The sequence below is a fragment of the Pseudomonas akapageensis genome (genome assembly GCF_011355085.1).
GTDB classification, from domain to species: Bacteria; Pseudomonadota; Gammaproteobacteria; order Pseudomonadales; family Pseudomonadaceae; genus Aquipseudomonas; species Aquipseudomonas akapageensis.
This window is the reverse complement of record NZ_VXCP01000032.1, coordinates 14181-31945: the sequence shown is the minus strand read 5'-3', so window position 1 is coordinate 31945 and position 17765 is coordinate 14181. Positions and strand designations below refer to the sequence as shown.

Sequence of the window (17765 nt, the reverse complement as noted above, 5' to 3'; positions counted from 1 at the left end):
CAGCGCCACTTGGCGCTGCACGGGACTCCATGGCCGCGAACGGCGCTACGTCAGGAAGAGAAGATTTCCGTGTAGCGACGGATCCACTGGTCGTGGACGGTCGCCAGGAAGGCGTTGTCGTGCATGATCGCCTTGTCGGCAATCTGCTCGGGCGTGAGGATGTACGGGCTCTTGCGTGCTTCGGCCGAGATGATCGCCTTGGCGTTGACCGGGCCGTTGAAGATGTCTTCGGCCATCTTGCCCTGGACCAGCGGGTCGAGGGAGTGGTCGAGGAAGGCATAGGCCAGGTCGGTGTCGCCTGGACGGTTCTTCGGCATCACCGAGAGCATCAGGTCGGTGTAGAAACCTTCCTTCATGCCGAAGGTGGCGCCCAGGCCGTAGTTCGGGTCGCGGATCTGTTTCGGGAAGAAGGCCGGTGCGTACAGGCCGCCCATGTCCAGGGAACCGGTGCGGAACAGTTCGGCGATCTGGTTCGGGTTCTCGCCCAGGGTCACGACGCGATCCTTGAGCTCGGCCAGCTTCTTGAAGCCCGGCTCGATGTTGTGCTCGTCACCACCGGCCAGTTTGGCGGCGATGATGATCAGGTCCATGGCCTCGGTCCAGTTCGGCGGCGGCAGGAAGATGTTCGGCGCCTGGTCCTTGTCCCACAGCGCAGCGTAGCTGTTCGGCACTTCCTGAACGGTGCGGGTGCTGTAGATCAGACTGTTGCACCACAGCAGGTAGCCGATACCGTGGCCATTGGCGCCAGTTTGGTACTGTTTCGGAACATCGACGATGTTGGGGATGCGGTTGAGGTCAGGCTTTTCCAGCAGGCCGGCAGCGGCCAGGCCTTCTGCACCGACACCGGCGAGGGTGATGATGTCGTACTGCGGACGATCGCCACCGGCCTTGAGCTTGGCAACCATTTCCGAGGTACTGCCGGTACGGTCGGCGATGACCTTGGCGCCGGTCTTGGCTTCGAAGGTCGCGGCGATATTGCGCAGTGCAGCCAGCCCGGTGTCATCGGACCAGGTCAGCAAACGCAGGGTCTTGCCCTGGAATTTGGTGTCACTGGCCTTGGCGTGGATGAAAGGCATGCCCATGGAAGCGGCGGCGACCGAAGCCACACCCACCGTTTTAATGAACTGCCTTCTGTTCAGATCATGCTGGCCCATAACGGACTCCTGCTTAATTGTTGTAAGTATTGGGGGATCGCTTTTTTGCCTCAGGCCCAATGCATGCGCCGAGACCAGCAGCATTCGCTGCTCGGTGCATGCATCCTGAGGCGGGTATTTCAGCGCAACAATCGAAAGTTTTTCATCGAAGCCATGCGTCAGACGCATGCCTCGTCATGAGGCATGCGTGACCCATTGCAGCCCGTCCTAGACGGCCCGGATGACGTGTTTTATTTCCTGGAAAGCCTGCAGGCCCCACGGACCCAGTTCGCGCCCGATACTGCTCTTCTTGTAACCACCCCAGGACGCCTGCGGGAAGATCACTTGCGGGGCGTTGATCCATACCATCCCGGCCTGCAGCGCGTTGGCGACACGCTCGGCGGTCTGTGCATTGCTGCTGACCACACTGGCCACCAGGCCGAATTCGCTGTCGTTGGCCAGGGCAATCGCCTCGGCTTCGTCAGCGAAACGACGTACGCACAGCACCGGACCAAAAATCTCTTCACACCACAGTGCACTGTCCAGGGGCACGTCGGTGAAGACGGTCGGCTGCAAGAAATAGCCGGACGGGCTATCAACCGGACGCTGACCACCACAGACCAGGCGCGCACCAGCGCTCACACCACGCTCGATATGGCCCAGCACGCGCTGGTATTGGGCCAGGTTGACCAGTGCGCCCATCTCGGTGCCTTCGACAAACGGGTCGCCGACCTTGATGGCTTCGGCGCGTGCCTTGATACGCTCCATGAAAGGTTCGTACAGTGCATCGGCAACCAATACGCGGCTGGTGGCCGAGCACATTTGCCCGGCATTGAAGAAGCCACCACCGCTGGCCAGTTCAACCGCAAGGTCGAGGTCCGCGTCTTCGAGTACCAGCAAGGAAGACTTGCCGCCCAGCTCCAGGCTCACGCCCTTCACGGTTTCCGCCGCGCGCTGCATGACCTGGACACCGACCGCATTGCTGCCGGTGAAGGAGATCTTGGCGATCCGTGGGTCGGCAGACATCGGTGCGCCAACCGCCAGGCCCGTACCGCAGACCAGGTTGAACACGCCGTTGGGCAAACCGCACTCAGCGATGATTGCCGCCAGTTCCAGCTCAGGCAGCGGCGTGACTTCCGAAGGTTTCAGGACCACACAGCAACCGGCGGCCAGCGCAGGCGCCAGTTTCCAGGCCGTGGTGACCATGGGGAAGTTCCACGGCACGATCAGGCCGACCACGCCAACGGGTTCGCGACGCAGGCGCGCGGTAAAGTCTTCGCTTGGCAGGGCCACGGACGAATCCTGTTTGGCGTCCAGCCCTTCGGCCAGCTCGGCGTAGTAGCCAAAGGTGGCGATCACATCGTCGACATCAATGGCTGCTTCGAACAGCGGCTTGCCGTTGTTGCTCGACTGCAACTGGATCAACCGCTCGCGGCGCGCTTCAACGCCGCTGGCGATGGCGCGCAGGTAGACCGCACGCTGCGCACCGGAAGTTGCCGACCAGCCGGCGAATGCCTGCTGTGCAGCCCCGACGGCTTGCTCGACCGCTTCGCTATCAGCGCCGGCGACCAAAGCCAGCACTTGTTCGGTGCTCGGGTTGATCACGGTCAGCGGCTGATTGCCTTGCTGCCAGGCGCCGTCGATATAAATGCCGGGCAAGGTCTGTGGAAAGCTCAGCATGCTGGCATCCCCTTCATCCAGGTGGTCTGGTCGATTTCGATCAGGGTCGGTACCGAGCGATCGTTGGCCAGGCGCAAGGCCGCGCGCAGTTCTTCAACGCCATTGGCCGATTGCGCCGCGCAACCCAGGGCCTTGGCGACGCCTATGAAGTCCGGGGTGTAGATATCCACGCCCACCGGTTCGATGGCGCGGTTGACCATGTATTTCTTGATTTCTTCGTAGCCCTGGTTGTTCCACAGCAGGACGATGACCGGAATCTGTGCTTCTACCGCACTGGCCAGCTCAGGCAGGGTGAACTGCAGGCCGCCGTCGCCGATCAAGCAGACCACCGGACGACGCTCTTCGCGTTTCGGGCTGCCACCGAGCCAGGCGCCGATGGCGGCAGGCAGGGCATAACCGAGGGTGCCGTAACCGGTCGAAGCGTTGAACCAGCGGCGAGTGTGATCGAAGTCCACGGTCACGTTGCCGGTGTAGACCGGTTGGGTCGAATCGCCAACCAGCACCGCATCCGGCAGTTCTTGCAGGATGGTGTTCAGGAACAGGGTCTGGCCATGCATGTTGGCGTCCCAGGTGGCCAGCAGTGCTTCACGCAGGGCTGCTGCACGCGCAGGCCCCCAATCGGCGCGGCGCGCTGGCAGCGTCAGGCCGGCCAATGCGGCCAGCAATGCCTCGGTGGCGACTTCGGCGTCGGCCACCAGGGCGACTTTCGGCGGGTAGTTGCGTACGGTCTGGTCCGGGTCGATATCGATGCGCAGCAAGGCGCCAGGGATCTCGAAACCACCGGCGAAGGTCACGTCATAGTCGGTTTCGGCAAGCTCGGTACCGATTGCCAGCACCACGTCGGCTTCACGTACCAGCTCACGGGTGGCCACCATCGACTGGGTCGAGCCGATCAGCAATGGGTGCGCGGCAGGCAGCATGCCTTTGGCATTGATGGTCAGGGCCACCGGAGCCTGCAGTTGTTCGGCCAGGCGAGTCACGGCAGCAGCGGCATCGATCGAGCCACCACCGGCCAGGATCAATGGCCGCTGTGCGTTTGCCAACAGACTTGCCATTTTGGCGACTGTTGCAGGTGCCGCACCGGCGCGGGCCACTTCAACCGGCTCGCTGGTCAGCAGGTGATCGGCTTCCTCGACAATCACGTCCAGCGGGATCTCGATATGCACAGGACGTGGGCGTGCGCCCTGGAACACCGCAAAGGCGCGGGCCAGCACGGTCGGCAGGTCATCGGCGCTCATCAGGGTGTGGGAGAAAGCCGCGACGCCGGCAACCAGTGCGCCCTGGTTAGGCAGCTCATGCAGCTTGCCGCGACCGCCGCCCAGTTGGCTGCGCGATTGCACGCTGGAAATCACCAGCATCGGGATCGAATCGGCATACGCCTGACCCATCGCCGTGGTGATGTTGGTCATGCCTGGACCGGTGATGATGAAGCACACGCCTGGCTTGCCACTGGTGCGCGCATAGCCGTCAGCCATGAACCCGGCGCCTTGCTCGTGACGTGGCGTGACATGCTCGATGGTCGAACGGGCAAGCCCGCGATACAGCTCGACGGTATGCACGCCAGGAATGCCAAACACTTGGTCGACACCATAACGCTCGAGGAGTTTTACCAGTACTTCGCCGCAAGTAGCCATGTTCAATTGCCTGTCTTTTATGCTGGAACTGCTGGTTCCCCCGCCGGCTGCACGGGCCGGAGAACATTACAGATGAGCCTTAATTGAACCCCCCGAGGGCTACACTCACAATGCAAAAATTGTCATACTAGCCATGTCCAAAAGTCATAAGTGCGCCGCCATGAAGCGATTGCCCCCCTTGCCTGCCCTGCACACCTTTCTCGTCACCGCCCAATGCTGCAACTTCACCAAGGCGGCGCAGCAGCTGCACATCACTCAAGGCGCGGTGAGCCGGCAGATCGCCGGCCTGGAAGATCACCTGGGCTATACGTTGTTCGTGCGCCAGGCGCGCGGCCTGAGCCTGACATCCCAAGGGCGCGATCTGTTTCCGCGTATCCAGCAGGTATTTGCACTGATCGACGAGGCCGTCGAGCAAGTGGGCGCCAAACGCGAAGCCCTGCAACTCAAGGCGCCGACCTGCGTGATGCGCTGGCTGTTGCCACGGCTGATGCAATGGCAGGCGCAGCGGCCTGATGTGCCGGTAGAGCTGACCACCACCGTGCAGCACAGCGTGGATTTCCGACGAGAGGAATTCGATGCCGCTGTGGTCTATGGCCCACCGCCCAATCACGGGGTGACCTACCAGCACCTGTTCGACGAGCAACTGACGCCGGTCTGCTCACCGCAACTGTTGGCCGGGACAGTGCCGCTGCAAAATCTCGCCGATCTGGACCGACACATGCTCCTGCACCCGACCCGCGATCAGCGTGACTGGGAAACCTGGTTGAAAGTTGCCGGGGTTTCGCTAGCCAACATCAGCAAGGGCCAGCATTTCGAGACGCTGGACCTGGCCATGTCGGTGGCCTCCCAGGGCACCGGGGTGGCGATCGGCGACTGGGCATTGATCGCCGAGGACCTGGCGAACGGGCGACTGGTGATGCCGTTCGATTTGAAGGTGCCGACGGGGCAGGCTTACTACCTTGTCCAACCGCAACGCGCCGTGCCGTCGCCGGAGTTGCGCGAGTTGCTGGATTGGTTGTGTGGGCAGGCCGCCGATCGGCAGGTCTGACGCAAATGCGTTTACTCGTTCCCACGCTCCGCGTGGGAATGCAGTGATAGACGCTCTGCGTCGAGCCTTGTGAGGGCGACGCAGAGCGTCTCCTGAGGCATTCCCACGCGGAGCGTGGGAACGAGTATTGTGTAGCTCAGTAGCCCACGGTAAACCGCTGCCGCGAATGGCTCGGCTTCTCCACTTCATCAAGCATGGCAATGGCAAAGTCCGCAAAACTGATCGCGCTCTTGCCATCGCCATCCATCAGCAACTGATCCTTGCCCAGGCGAAACTTGCCAGTGCGCTCGCCCTCAAAAAACAACGCCGAGGGCGATAAAAACGTCCAGTCCAGCTCCTTTTCCTGCCGCAGCGCATCCAGGAAAACCGCCCCCGCACCCGCTTCAGCCTTGTACTCCGGAGGAAAGTCCGGGCTGTCGATGACCCTCTGCCCCGACGGCAGCAACAGGCTCCCTGCCCCACCCACCACCAGCAGGCGCTTGACCCCGGCCGTCTTCGCCGGCTCGATGATCAAAGCCGCCGGAATGCCGGAAAAGTGCGCAGCGCTCAACACCACGTCATGGCCAACCAGAACCTGCTGCAAGGCAAAGCCATCATGCACATCCACATCCCGGGTCGTCACACCGTCGCGGTGGCCCAGGGTCGAAGCCTTGCGGGCAATGGCCGTGACACTGTGGCCACGACGCCGAGCTTCTTCCAGCAGCTGGCTGCCGGCACGTCCGGTAGCGCCGATGATTGCGATCTTGCTCATGGGTCAAACCTCCACTCTGGATCGAATAAACGTCACCATTTCATTTCGCCTTTGGCCACTCTGGCACTGAGTTCCAGTGAAGACGCTTCGCCCGCCTGTGGGTAGCGCTTTTCCATGGCGGCGATCAGCTCGGCCGAATTCGTGGCCTGGGCGGTCTCTTCATCGAAGGCCTTGATGTAGTCGGCGGTGAAATGCACCGCATCGAGCGTTCCGCTACGCTCGCCCAGGTAATGACCGGGTACGACGGTCTGCGGTTGCAACTGCTCGATGCGTTGCAAGGTTGCCAGCCAATCCTGATGGGATTGCGCCGATTGCGTGTCGGCCATCCACACGTGCAGGTTCTCGGCCACCACCACGCCGCCCACGACCGCCTTGATCGATGGAATCCAGACAAAACTGCGATCAGGCTGCTTGCTGTCCAGGCCGATGACCTTCAAGGCCTGCCCTTCCAGGCTCAGGCTGTCGCCCTGCAGCACCTGGGGCACGATGACGTTTTGCGGCTTGTCCGCGCCCATCTTCGGCCCCCAGTAGGCCAGCTTGCCAGCCATGGTCTCCTTGATATGCGCCACGGTCGGTGCCGAAGCGAGCACCTTGGCTTGCGGGAAGGCTTCAGTCAGGGTTTCGAGACCGAAGTAGTAGTCCGGATCGCCATGGCTGATGTAGATGGTGGTGAGTTGTTTGCCGCTGGCGCGCAATTTTTCCACTACCTGTTCAGCTTGCCCTTTGCCGAACTGGGCATCGACCAGGATGGCCTCCTTCTGGCCACTGACAATCACGGAACTGACCGGAAACAGGGCGTTGGTTCCAGGGTTGTAGACCGTCAACTGCAAAGCCGGCTCGCTGGCAGCAACATGGCTCGCGAAACCAAGGGCGGCACCCACCAGCAGCAATCGACGCAGGGAAAACAAGACAGACATTAAGCACTCCAGTTTCGGGGAGCCCGACGTGGGCAATGGGGAGAGCTTAGTTGCACGAACCGTCACAAAAAATGCGATTATTGGCCATAGTTTGTTTCTGAAATCGGTCAAATCATGGATCGTCTTACGGCAATGCGCGTGTTTGTCAGCGTGGTAGACTTGGGTAGCCAGTCGGCTGCAGCCGACCATTTGCAGTTATCGCGCCCCGTGGTGTCACGCTACCTGGCCGAACTTGAAGACTGGGTCGGCGCGCGCCTGATGCACCGCACTACGCGCAAACTCAGCCTCACGGCGGCCGGCCAGGAAACACTGCCCCGCTGTCGGCAAATGCTGGAGCTGTCGGAGGACCTGCAGGCAGCGGTCAGTACGCCGGCGGATGCGCCTCGGGGTGAATTGCGCATCAGTGTCAGCACCTCGTTCGGCCAGGCGCAACTGATGGACGCCGTGGCCGATTACGTCAAACGCTACCCGCTGGTGAACGTCGATCTGCAGATGCTCGATCGCACGGTCAACCTGGTGGATGAGCGCATCGACCTGGCCATCCGCACCAGCAACGACCTGGACCCGAACCTGATCGCCCGGCGCCTGACCGTTTGCCGCTCGGTGATCTGTGCCTCCCCCCACTACCTGCGCGACCATCCGGCGCCGCAACGGGTACAGGACCTCAGCCAGCACAATTGCCTGACCCACTCCTATTTCGGCAAGAGCCTGTGGCACTTCGAGCAGGATGGCGAGCAGGTCTCGGTGCCGGTCCACGGCAATATCAGCGCCAACGAAGCATTGTCATTGCAACGGGCCGCACTGGCCGGCGTCGGCATCGCCATGCTGCCCACTTACCTGGCGGCCGAACCCTTGCGCAATGGCGATCTGGTACGCCTGCTGCCCCAGGCTCGCCCCCGTGATCTGAACCTGCATGCGGTCTATGCCTCGCGCAAGCACATGCCGGCCACCCTGCGCAGCATGCTCGATTTTCTTGCCGAGCGTTTCACCGTGCCGCCGAGCTGGGACAGCGGGCTGCCCTGACCCGCTTGCGTCAGCTTTCTGGCCTATGCTTGAGGTAGAAGCCTCAACTCGCACGCGGAGGTCAGACCATGGTCATCAAAACAAGAAAATGTGCCTTCATCTTCGCCGTGGCGGCTGTCATAGGCCTGTACGCGGCGGCGGCCTACCGTGTCGAACTGGCACGCAATACCCCACGCGAGAACGCCACCTGCAGCCTGGCCCATTGCCCGCCGCAAACGGCCACGCTTGGAAACATCAAGCAATAGAATAGAACTCTTAGCTAGCTATCGAGTACACTGACGGGCATCTTCTCGCGCAAGCATCCGCTCGCGCGACGCCATGCCCATCAGGCCTGCCCGTGACTGATCTGAGCCAAACCAAACCTGCCGTGCGCAGTGTCCTCGTCGCCCTGATGCTGGCGATTTTCCTCGGCGCACTGGACCAGACCATCGTCGCCGTATCGCTGCCGGCCATCTCGGCCCAGTTCAAGGATGTCGGCCTGCTGGCCTGGGTGATCTCCGGTTATATGGTGGCCATGACCGTGGCCGTGCCAATCTACGGCAAGCTGGGCGATCTCTACGGCCGCCGGCGCATGATGCTGTTCGGCCTGGGCCTGTTCACCCTGGCCTCGGTCTTCTGTGCCATGGCCCAGAGCATGGAACAACTGGTGCTGGCGCGGATTTTCCAGGGCATCGGTGCCGGCGGCATGATTTCGGTCAGCCAGGCGATCATTGGCGACATCATCCCGCCACGCGAGCGTGGTCGCTATCAAGGTTACTTCAGCGGCATGTATGCACTGGCCAGCGTCGCCGGCCCGGTGCTGGGTGGCTACCTGACCGAATACCTGTCCTGGCGCTGGGTATTCTGGATCAACCTGCCGCTGGGGCTGGTCTCCTGGTGGGTGGCAAGGCACAGCCTGCGCGGCCTGCCGATCCCCCATCGCAAACCGATAATCGATTACTTCGGCACGGTACTGTTAATCCTGGGCCTGAGCTCTCTGTTGCTGGGGATCACCGAAATCGGCCAGGGCAAGTCCTGGCATGACCCCACAGTGTCGACACTGGTGTTCACCGCCCTGCTCACCCTGGGCCTGTTCGCCTGGTACGAACGCCGGGTGCGGGAACCGCTGCTGCCGATGAAACTGTTCGCCAATCGCACCGCCACCCTGTGCTGGTGTACGGTGTTTTTCACCAGTTTCCAGGCCATTTCCCTCAGCGTGATCATGCCGCTGCGCTACCAGAGCATCACGGGCGCGGGCTCTGACAGTGCCGCGCTGCACTTGTTGCCACTGGCGATGGGGCTGCCGATCGGCGCGTATTTCGCCGGGCGCCTGACCTCGCTGACGGGCCGGTACAAGCCGCAGATCCTCACCGGTGCCCTGCTGATGCCGTTTTTCATTGCAGGCATGGCCTTCACGCCACCTCAGTCGATGTTGCTCAGCGCGCTGTTCATGTTGCTGACGGGGATCGCTTCGGGCGTGCAGTTCCCCACTTCGCTGGTGGGCACGCAGAACGCCGTCGAGCCAAGGGATATCGGCGTCGCCACCAGCACCACCAACCTGTTCCGCGCGCTGGGCGGCGCCATGGGGGTTGCCTGCATGTCGGCCCTGCTGCTGGCGATGTTGCAGGACGCGAGCCTGGCACAGGCCAGCGTGGCCGGCCTGGGCGTCGAAGGCACTTCGGGCAATGCGCTTTTGCAGGGGCTCAATGCAGCCAGCGGCAGCATCGAACTGACGATCACCTTCCGTCACCTGTTGCTGGCCAGTGCGGCTATCTCGCTGCTCGGCCTGTGCGCCGCGCTGGCACTGCCGGACAAGATCTTGCGCGGGCGCGAAGACAAGGCGCTCTAAATGCAGGTCAGCGGCGACGCTGACCCCAGGCCACGGCAAGACCGCTCAGACAGATAACAGCGATACCGACAATGCCGAAAATGTCCGGCGTGTGATTGAACACCAGATAGCCGAACATCAAGGCAAACAGAATCTGCCCGTAGCTGAACGGGGCCAGCATGGCCGGTGCGGCATAGCGAAAGGCTTGTGTCAGCAGCATGTGCCCGAGCATGCCGCAGGTCCCCACGCCCACCATGAGCAAGGCGTGGATGCCGGTGGGCGTCTCCCAGAAGAACGGCAACATTGCCGACATGATCAAGCTATTGAGTATGCCGGTCAGGAAGTTACTGGTGGTGGGGCTGTCGACGCTGCTGAGTTTGCGCGTGAGCAGTTGATAAAAGCCGAAACACAATGCCGAACACAGCGGCAACAGAATCGCCGGGGTAAACAGAGCGCCGCCTGGACGCACCACGATCAACACGCCGACAAATCCGGCCAGCACTGCCAGCCACTGATTGCGGGTGACCCGTTCACCCAGCAGCGGCACCGACAGCGCTGTGACCAGCAACGGCGCGAGGAAGTTGACCGCCGTGGCCTCGGCCAAAGGGATGTAGCGCAAGCCCGTGGTGAAGAACAGACTGGTCCCGATCAGGCACAGCGCCCGGGCCAGTTGCAGCCCGGGGCGACGTGTGCGAACCACCGCCGACAAGCCCGTCTGCGGCACGAACACCACCAGCATGAGCAGGGTATGCACCACATAGCGGGCCCAGACCACCATGACAATGGGGTAGAACGCCGACAGGTATTTGGACAAGGTGTCATGACTGGAAAACATCAACACCGCCAGACAGATCAGCGCGATGCCCTTGATCGGCTGCTCGGTCTTTTGCAACAAGGGATTGCGCACAGTCATGCACACGCTCGGAAGGAAGTACGAAAAATAAGCTTAGCAACCTAACTATTCAAGCAAAGCAAATAGGCAGATAATCGAGGGTAGCCAGCGGCGAGATTCTCACTCGCCAGGCATTTTGACACAACTGGACTCAAACACTCATTTGCGCAAGCTGGGGCTCAGGCGCAGCATATCCAGCCCAGCATCGACCCAGGTTTCTGCTTGCTCATGCAATGAGTAACTGTCCGGGATCAGCAACCATTGCGCCAGCATGCCGTCTATATAAGCATGCAGGGTGATTGCCGCACGTTCGGTATCCAGATTCTCGGGCAATTGCCCGCGGTTCACCGCGTTGGTCAAGGACACTCCGATGCGCACATTGCAGTCCAGTGCGGCGGACTGGCGCTGTCGCCTCAGATCACACATTTCATCGGTGAATTCGCACTTATGAAACAGAATTTCATTGACCCGCCGAATCTTCGGATCTTGCGCTACCTGGTGCAGCAGCTGGATCAGCAGGTTGCGCATGCAGCCCAGCGGGTCGATCTCGTCCCGATTCTCGCTGGCCTGTGCCAGGGCATCCAGCGGCTCGCTCAAGCTGTCGAGCATGGCCTGGAACAAATCCGCCTTGTTACTGAAATGCCAATAGATGGCGCCACGTGTCACACCCGCCATGGCGGCGATGTCGGCCAGCGTCGTGCGCGCCACGCCTCGCTCATGGAAGGCTTTTTGCGCCGCCTCGAGAATCTGGCTTCTGGTTTCCTGGGCTTCCTCTTTGGTGCGACGGACCATGGCGGTACAACCTCGATCAGATGGCTCGAAGGAATGGCTGAATCCATTGAGCACGGGCCCGGTCGGCGTTTGTCATGCCTTGTCCCGGGTTTTTCAGTCTAGGCCTTGCCGCAACGATTGCATGCAGGCAAGGTGTTTACAAACAACCATGAATGTAAGTATATTCGTTAGCAAGCTCATCATCAACTCGAAACAATTTTTCCATTATTCTTGAGCGTCTTGCGTGCTCTCGACCGAGGATTTTCATGCAATTCAAGCCAGCTGTTACTGCCCTGGTTTCCGCCGTCGCCCTGGCAACTCTGCTCAGCGGCTGCAAGAAGGAAGAAGCGGCACCTGTCCCGCACACTCCTCAGGTCGGCGTCGTAACCCTGCAAACCCAGGCCTATACCCTGACCTCCGACCTGCCCGGCCGGACCGCGCCCTATCGCATCGCCGAAGTGCGTCCCCAGGTCAACGGCATCATCCTCAAGCGCCTGTTCACCGAAGGTGGCGAGGTCAAGGCCGGCCAGCAGCTCTATCAGATCGACCCTGCGGTCTATGAAGCGACCCTGGCCAGCGCCCAGGCCAACCTGCAATCGACCAAGTCGTTGTCCGAGCGCTACAAGCAGCTCGTCGACGAGCGCGCTGTAAGCCGCCAGGAATACGACGACGCGCAAGCCAAACGTTTGCAAGCTGAAGCAACGCTGAAATCCGCCCAGATCGACCTGCGCTATACCAAGGTCCTGGCACCGCTGAGCGGCCGTATCGGTCGTTCGGCAGTCACCGAAGGCGCCCTGGTGAACAACGGCCAGACCAACGCCATGGCGGTGATCCAGCAACTCGACCCTATCTACGTCGATGTCACGCAATCTTCGGCCGAACTGCTGAAACTTCGTCACGAACTGGAAAGTGGCCAGCTGCAAAAGGTGGGTAACAACGCGGCCAAGGTCAAACTGACCCTGGAAGATGGCAGCACTTACCCCCACGAAGGCAAGCTGGAGTTCAGCGAAGTGTCGGTGGACGAAACCACGGGCTCCGTGACCCTGCGGGCGATTTTCCCCAACCCCGATCACAACCTGCTGCCAGGCATGTTCGTCCACGCCCAGCTCAAGGCCGGCGTCAACAGCGCGGCGATCCTGGCCCCGCAACAAGGCGTGACCCGCGACCTCAAGGGCAGCCCGACCGCCCTGGTGGTGAACCAGGACAACAAGGTGGAGTTGCGCCAGCTCAAGGCCAGCCGCACCGTCGGCAACATGTGGCTGGTCGATGAAGGCCTCAACGCCGGCGATCGCCTGATCACCGAAGGGCTGCAATTCGTCAAGCCAGGCGTCGAGGTTACCGTCAGCGAAGCAACCAACGTCAAACCTGCCATCCCGGCCCCGGCTGCGGCGCCTGCCCAGGCAACTGCAAAAGTCGCTGGCGGCAAAGGGGAGTAAGCAATGTCGAAATTTTTTATCGACCGTCCGATCTTTGCCTGGGTAATTGCCCTGGTGATCATGCTGGTCGGGGCACTGTCGATCCTGAAACTGCCGATCAACCAGTACCCGAGCATCGCCCCGCCGGCCATCGCCATTGCCGTGACCTACCCGGGCGCCTCCGCGCAGACGGTGCAGGACACCGTGGTGCAGGTCATCGAGCAGCAGCTCAACGGTATCGACAACCTGCGTTATGTGTCTTCGGAAAGCAACTCCGATGGCAGCATGACCATTACCGCAACCTTCGAACAGGGCACCAACCCTGACACCGCCCAGGTCCAGGTGCAGAACAAGCTAAACCTGGCCACCCCGCTGCTGCCACAGGAAGTGCAGCAGCAGGGCATCCGCGTCACCAAGGCAGTAAAGAACTTCCTGATGGTGATCGGCCTGGTGTCCGAAGACGGCAGCATGAACCGGGACGACCTGGCCAACTACATCGTTTCGAACATGCAGGACCCGATTTCGCGAACTGCCGGCGTCGGTGACTTCCAGGTGTTCGGCGCCCAGTACGCCATGCGTATCTGGCTCGACCCGGCACAGTTGAACAAGTACCAGTTGACCCCGGTCGATGTGCGAGCCGCCGTGGCGGCGCAGAACGTCCAGGTTTCTTCCGGCCAGTTGGGTGGCCTGCCCGCCCTGCCCGGCCAGCAACTGAACGCCACCATCATCGGCAAGACCCGCCTGCAGACTGCCGAGCAATTCGAGAAGATTCTGCTCAAGGTCAACCGCGACGGCTCGCAGGTTCGTCTCAAGGATGTCGCCAAGGTTGCCCTGGGTGGCGAGAACTACAGCATTACCGCGCAGTTCAACGGCAAGCCGGCCTCGGGCCTGGCGATCAAGCTGGCAACCGGCGCCAACGCCCTGGACACCGCCAAGGCGCTGCGTAAAACCATTTCCGACCTGGAACCCTTCTTCCCGCCAGGCATGAAAGCGGTCTTCCCGTACGACACCACCCCCGTGGTGAGCGAATCGATTTCCGGCGTGATCCATACGCTGGTCGAAGCCATCGTGCTGGTGTTCCTGGTGATGTACCTGTTCCTGCAGAACTTTCGCGCCACGGTGATTACCACCATGACCGTGCCGGTGGTATTGCTCGGGACCTTCGGCATCCTTGCGGCCTTCGGCTTCAGCATCAACACCCTGACCATGTTCGGCATGGTGCTGGCAATCGGCTTGCTGGTGGACGACGCCATCGTTGTGGTGGAAAACGTCGAGCGGGTCATGGCCGAAGAAGGTCTGCCACCGAAGGAAGCAACCAAGAAATCCATGGGCCAGATCCAGGGCGCACTGGTCGGTATCGCGCTGGTGCTGTCGGCGGTACTGCTGCCCATGGCGTTCTTCGGCGGCTCGACGGGTGTGATCTACAAGCAGTTCTCGATCACCATCGTCTCGGCCATGGCCCTGTCGGTACTGGTTGCTCTGATCTTCACCCCGGCCCTGTGCGCGACCATGCTCAAGGCCATTCCCAAGGGTGAACACCACACGCCCAAGCGCGGCTTCTTCGGCTGGTTCAACCGCAGCTTCGATCGCAGCGTGAAAAGCTACGAGCGGTCCGTCGGTACCATCCTGCGCAACAAGGCTCCGTATCTGCTGGCCTACGTCATCATCGTGGTTGGCATGGTCTGGCTGTTCGCGCGCATTCCTACGGCGTTCCTGCCTGAGGAAGACCAGGGCGTACTCTTTGCCCAGGTACAGACGCCGGCCGGCTCCACCGCCGAGCGCACTCAGGTCGTGGTCGACGAAATGCGCAGCTACCTGCTCGAACAGGAAGGCGACACCGTTGCGTCCGTGTTCACCGTAAACGGCTTCAACTTCGCCGGCCGCGGCCAGAGCTCGGGCCTTGCGTTCATCATGCTCAAGCCATGGGACCAGCGTTCGGCAGAGAACAACGTGTTCAACCTGGCCCACCGCGCCCAGCAGCACTTCTCCTCCTTCCGCGACGCCATGGTCTTCGCCTTCGCGCCACCGGCCGTACTGGAGTTGGGTAACGCTACAGGTTTCGACGTATTCCTGCAGGACCGCGCCGGGATCGGCCACGACAAGCTGATGGAAGCGCGCAACCAGTTCCTCGGCATGGCTGCCCAGAGCAAGGTCCTCAGCGCCGTACGTCCGAACGGCCTGAACGATGAACCGCAATACCAACTGACCGTCGACGACGAACGTGCCAGCGCCCTGGGCGTGACCATCGCCGACGTCAACGCCACCCTGTCGATTGCCTTGGGTGCGAGCTACGTCAACGACTTCATCGACCGCGGCCGCGTGAAGAAGGTCTACATCCAGGGCCAGCCCGGCTCACGGATGAACCCTGAAGACCTGAAACAGTGGTATGTACGCAACAGCGCCGGCCAGATGGTCCCGTTCGCCTCCTTCGCAACCGGCCAGTGGATCTACGGTGCACCGAAACTGTCGCGTTACAACGGTGTCGAAGCCATGGAGATCCTCGGTTCTCCAGCCCCTGGCTACAGTACCGGTGAAGCCATGGCGGAAGTCGAGGCCATTGCCGCGAAACTGCCGGCCGGCGTCGGTTTCTCCTGGACCGGCCTGTCGTATGAAGAACGCCTGTCCGGCTCCCAGGCGCCTGCCTTGTATGCGCTGTCGTTGCTGATGGTTTTCCTCTGTCTGGCAGCGCTGTACGAGAGCTGGTCGATCCCGATCGCGGTAATGCTGGTTGTGCCGCTGGGGATCATCGGTGCGCTGTTGGCCACCAGCCTGCGCGGCTTGTCCAACGACGTGTACTTCCAGGTCGGTCTGTTGACCACCATCGGTCTGGCGGCAAAGAACGCCATTCTGATCGTGGAATTCGCCAAGGAACTGCACGAACAGGGTCGTAGCCTGATCGACGCGGCCATCGAGGCTTGCCGCATGCGTCTGCGCCCGATCATCATGACCTCGCTGGCGTTCATTCTCGGCGTGGTGCCCCTGGCGATTTCCACGGGCGCAGGTTCCGGCAGCCAGCATGCCATCGGTACCGGCGTGATCGGCGGTATGCTGACCGCCACGGTGCTGGCGATCTTCTGGGTACCCCTGTTCTTTGTGAGCGTGTCGTCGCTGTTCGGCAGCAAAAAAGTCGAGACTGACGAAGCCACTGACACTCCTGAAACTCCAAGCTATGAGGCTGGGAAATGAGTAAGTCCTTGTTGTCCCTGGCGGTAGCCGCGTTTGTACTGGGCGGCTGCTCGCTGATACCTGACTACCAGCGGCCGGAAGCGCCGGTAGCCTCGCAATGGCCGACGGGGCCTGCCTACGAGCCGGCCCAGGCCGCCGGTGTAGCGGCGGCCGAGCAAGGCTGGCGCGAGTTCTTCCATGACCCGGCCCTGCAAAAACTGATCGAGACATCCCTGGTCAACAACCGCGACCTGCGGGTCGCGGCGCTGAACATCGATGCCTTCCAGGCGCAGTACCGCATCCAGCGTGCGGACCTGTACCCGGCCGTATCGGCCGATGTCGGCGGCACTCGTCAGCGGATCCCGGCGGGACTTTCGCAGACCGGGGGCAGTGGCTCGACAATCAGCAGCCAGTATTCGGCGACCCTGGGCGTCAGTGCCTACGAACTGGACCTGTTCGGTCGCGTTCGCAGCCTGAGCGAGCAGGCGTTGGAAACCTACTTCTCCAGCGAAGAAGCCCGTCGCTCCACGCAGATCAGTCTGGTGGCCAGCGTCGCCAATGCCTACTTCACCTGGCAGGCCGACCAGGCCCAGTACAAGCTGGCCCAGGAAACCCTGAAGACCTTCGAAGAAAGCTACAAGCTGACCGCACGCAGCAGTGAAGTCGGCGTGGCTTCGGCGCTGGACCTGAGCCAGTCGCGCACGTCAGTCGAGAACGCCAAGGCCCAGGTGGCCAAATACAAGCGCCTGGTCGCCCAGGACCAGAACTTCCTGGTCCTGCTGGTCGGCACCGGCCTGCCGGACCTGCCCGCAGGCCAGCCGCTCGACGCCGACCTGCTCAGCGACGTACCCGCCGGCCTGCCGTCGGACCTGCTGACACGGCGCCCGGACATTCTCGAAGCCGAGCACCTGCTCAAGGCCCAGAATGCCAATATCGGTGCCGCCCGCGCTGCATTCTTCCCCAGCATCAGCCTGACGGCCAACGCCGGGTCGCTGAGTTCGGACCTGGACGGCCTGTTCAAGGGCGGCTCGGGTACCTGGTTGTTCCAGCCGCAGATCAGCCTGCCGATTTTCAATGCCGGCGCGCTGAAGGCGAGCCTGGATTACTCGAAGATCCAGAAAGACATCAACATCGCCAAGTACGAGAAGGCAATCCAGACGGCTTTCCAGGAAGTTTCCGATGGCCTGGCGGCGCGTCTGACATTCAACGAGCAGCTGCAGGCGCAGCGTGATCTGGTCAGTGCCAACCAGGATTACTACCGCCTGGCCGAGCGTCGCTACCGGATCGGCGTCGACAGCAACCTGACCTTCCTCGATGCCCAGCGTCAGCTGTTCAGTTCTCAGCAGACGTTGATCACTGACCGACTTTCGCAACTGGTCAGCGAGGTCAATTTGTACAAGGCGCTGGGTGGCGGCTGGTACGAGCAGACGGCGCAGGCAAAACAGGCTACAGCCGAACAGCCAAAAGGCTGATCGCGTCGGCAGAAGTCCAGAGCCCACCTTTATGGTGGGCTTTTTTTGGTTCATCGC

14 protein-coding genes are annotated in these 17765 nt (G+C 61.7%); 7 read left to right on the top strand and 7 right to left on the bottom strand.

All coding sequences use genetic code 11. The annotated features are described in order from the left end of the window. Positions 1-50: 50 nt before the first annotated feature. From F2S13_RS19540 to F2S13_RS19530, 3 genes are all read right to left on the bottom strand, one after another. Complete coding sequence (locus tag F2S13_RS19540) at positions 51-1154, bottom strand: ABC transporter substrate-binding protein (RefSeq protein ID WP_166363796.1); 1104 nt, start codon at positions 1152-1154, stop codon at positions 51-53. 207 nt (positions 1155-1361) lie between these two features. Beyond that, complete coding sequence (locus tag F2S13_RS19535) at positions 1362-2810, bottom strand: aldehyde dehydrogenase family protein (RefSeq protein WP_178119030.1); 1449 nt, start codon at positions 2808-2810, stop codon at positions 1362-1364. Further along, the gene (locus tag F2S13_RS19530) at positions 2807-4447 is read right to left on the bottom strand and encodes a 5-guanidino-2-oxopentanoate decarboxylase (protein ID WP_166363792.1); all 1641 of its coding nucleotides are present in this window, start codon (positions 4445-4447) and stop codon (positions 2807-2809) included. Before F2S13_RS19530 ends, F2S13_RS19535 begins: the two co-directional genes overlap by 4 nt. Before the next feature lie 160 nt (positions 4448-4607). On the opposite strand from F2S13_RS19530, the gene F2S13_RS19525 reads away from it, so the two are divergent. Further along, positions 4608-5495, top strand: a complete 888-nt coding sequence (locus F2S13_RS19525) for a LysR substrate-binding domain-containing protein (protein WP_166363790.1) — start codon at positions 4608-4610, stop codon at positions 5493-5495. A gap of 136 nt (positions 5496-5631) precedes the next feature. Here F2S13_RS19525 and F2S13_RS19520 read toward each other — a convergent pair whose 3' ends face one another. Further along, a complete protein-coding gene (locus tag F2S13_RS19520) occupies positions 5632-6246 on the bottom strand; it encodes an NAD(P)-dependent oxidoreductase (RefSeq protein ID WP_166363788.1) in 615 nt (204 codons plus the stop codon). 32 nt (positions 6247-6278) lie between these two features. Further along, positions 6279-7163 (bottom strand): MBL fold metallo-hydrolase, encoded by an 885-nt coding sequence (locus F2S13_RS19515; RefSeq protein WP_166363786.1) that lies wholly within the window; start codon positions 7161-7163, stop codon positions 6279-6281. A gap of 114 nt (positions 7164-7277) precedes the next feature. Between F2S13_RS19515 and F2S13_RS19510 the strand changes: the two genes are divergently transcribed. From F2S13_RS19510 to F2S13_RS19500, 3 genes are all read left to right on the top strand, one after another. Beyond that, positions 7278-8186 (top strand): LysR family transcriptional regulator, encoded by a 909-nt coding sequence (locus F2S13_RS19510; protein ID WP_166363784.1) that lies wholly within the window; start codon positions 7278-7280, stop codon positions 8184-8186. Between the two features lie 68 nt (positions 8187-8254). Further along, the gene (locus F2S13_RS19505; RefSeq protein ID WP_166363782.1) at positions 8255-8431 is read left to right on the top strand and encodes a hypothetical protein; all 177 of its coding nucleotides are present in this window, start codon (positions 8255-8257) and stop codon (positions 8429-8431) included. 92 nt (positions 8432-8523) lie between these two features. After that, positions 8524-10014: a DHA2 family efflux MFS transporter permease subunit gene (locus F2S13_RS19500; RefSeq protein ID WP_166363780.1), complete on the top strand. Its 1491-nt coding sequence runs from the start codon at positions 8524-8526 to the stop codon at positions 10012-10014. 7 nt (positions 10015-10021) lie between these two features. Here F2S13_RS19500 and F2S13_RS19495 read toward each other — a convergent pair whose 3' ends face one another. Together F2S13_RS19495 and F2S13_RS19490 are read right to left on the bottom strand one after the other, a co-directional pair. Next, complete coding sequence (locus tag F2S13_RS19495) at positions 10022-10906, bottom strand: DMT family transporter (RefSeq protein WP_166363778.1); 885 nt, start codon at positions 10904-10906, stop codon at positions 10022-10024. Positions 10907-11044: 138 nt separating this feature from the next. Continuing rightward, on the bottom strand, positions 11045-11677 hold the full coding sequence (locus F2S13_RS19490) for a TetR family transcriptional regulator (protein WP_166363776.1): 633 nt from the start codon (positions 11675-11677) through the stop codon (positions 11045-11047). Positions 11678-11922: 245 nt separating this feature from the next. Here F2S13_RS19490 and F2S13_RS19485 point away from each other — a divergent pair, with 245 nt between their 5' ends. From F2S13_RS19485 to adeC, 3 genes are read left to right on the top strand one after another with little or no spacing between them, the layout of a single operon-like run. Continuing rightward, on the top strand, positions 11923-13092 hold the full coding sequence (locus F2S13_RS19485) for an efflux RND transporter periplasmic adaptor subunit (RefSeq protein WP_166363774.1): 1170 nt from the start codon (positions 11923-11925) through the stop codon (positions 13090-13092). Positions 13093-13095: 3 nt separating this feature from the next. Then, positions 13096-16257, top strand: a complete 3162-nt coding sequence (locus F2S13_RS19480; RefSeq protein WP_166363772.1) for an efflux RND transporter permease subunit — start codon at positions 13096-13098, stop codon at positions 16255-16257. Continuing rightward, entirely contained in the window at positions 16254-17708 is a 1455-nt protein-coding gene (gene adeC, locus F2S13_RS19475) for an AdeC/AdeK/OprM family multidrug efflux complex outer membrane factor (RefSeq protein WP_166363770.1), read from the top strand. The genes F2S13_RS19480 and adeC overlap by 4 nt, the downstream gene beginning before the upstream one ends. Positions 17709-17765 lie beyond the last annotated feature (57 nt).

Coding starts and splice junctions, on each gene's coding strand:
- F2S13_RS19520 (WP_166363788.1), bottom strand. CDS start 6,246: ATGAGCAAGATCGCAATCATCGGCGCTACCGGACGTGCCGGCAGCCAG.
- F2S13_RS19480 (WP_166363772.1), top strand. CDS start 13,096: ATGTCGAAATTTTTTATCGACCGTCCGATCTTTGCCTGGGTAATTGCC.
- F2S13_RS19510 (WP_166363784.1), top strand. CDS start 7,278: ATGGATCGTCTTACGGCAATGCGCGTGTTTGTCAGCGTGGTAGACTTG.
- F2S13_RS19485 (WP_166363774.1), top strand. CDS start 11,923: ATGCAATTCAAGCCAGCTGTTACTGCCCTGGTTTCCGCCGTCGCCCTG.
- F2S13_RS19515 (WP_166363786.1), bottom strand. CDS start 7,163: ATGTCTGTCTTGTTTTCCCTGCGTCGATTGCTGCTGGTGGGTGCCGCC.
- adeC (WP_166363770.1), top strand. CDS start 16,254: ATGAGTAAGTCCTTGTTGTCCCTGGCGGTAGCCGCGTTTGTACTGGGC.
- F2S13_RS19530 (WP_166363792.1), bottom strand. CDS start 4,447: ATGGCTACTTGCGGCGAAGTACTGGTAAAACTCCTCGAGCGTTATGGT.
- F2S13_RS19490 (WP_166363776.1), bottom strand. CDS start 11,677: ATGGTCCGTCGCACCAAAGAGGAAGCCCAGGAAACCAGAAGCCAGATT.
- F2S13_RS19495 (WP_166363778.1), bottom strand. CDS start 10,906: ATGACTGTGCGCAATCCCTTGTTGCAAAAGACCGAGCAGCCGATCAAG.
- F2S13_RS19540 (WP_166363796.1), bottom strand. CDS start 1,154: ATGGGCCAGCATGATCTGAACAGAAGGCAGTTCATTAAAACGGTGGGT.
- F2S13_RS19525 (WP_166363790.1), top strand. CDS start 4,608: ATGAAGCGATTGCCCCCCTTGCCTGCCCTGCACACCTTTCTCGTCACC.
- F2S13_RS19505 (WP_166363782.1), top strand. CDS start 8,255: ATGGTCATCAAAACAAGAAAATGTGCCTTCATCTTCGCCGTGGCGGCT.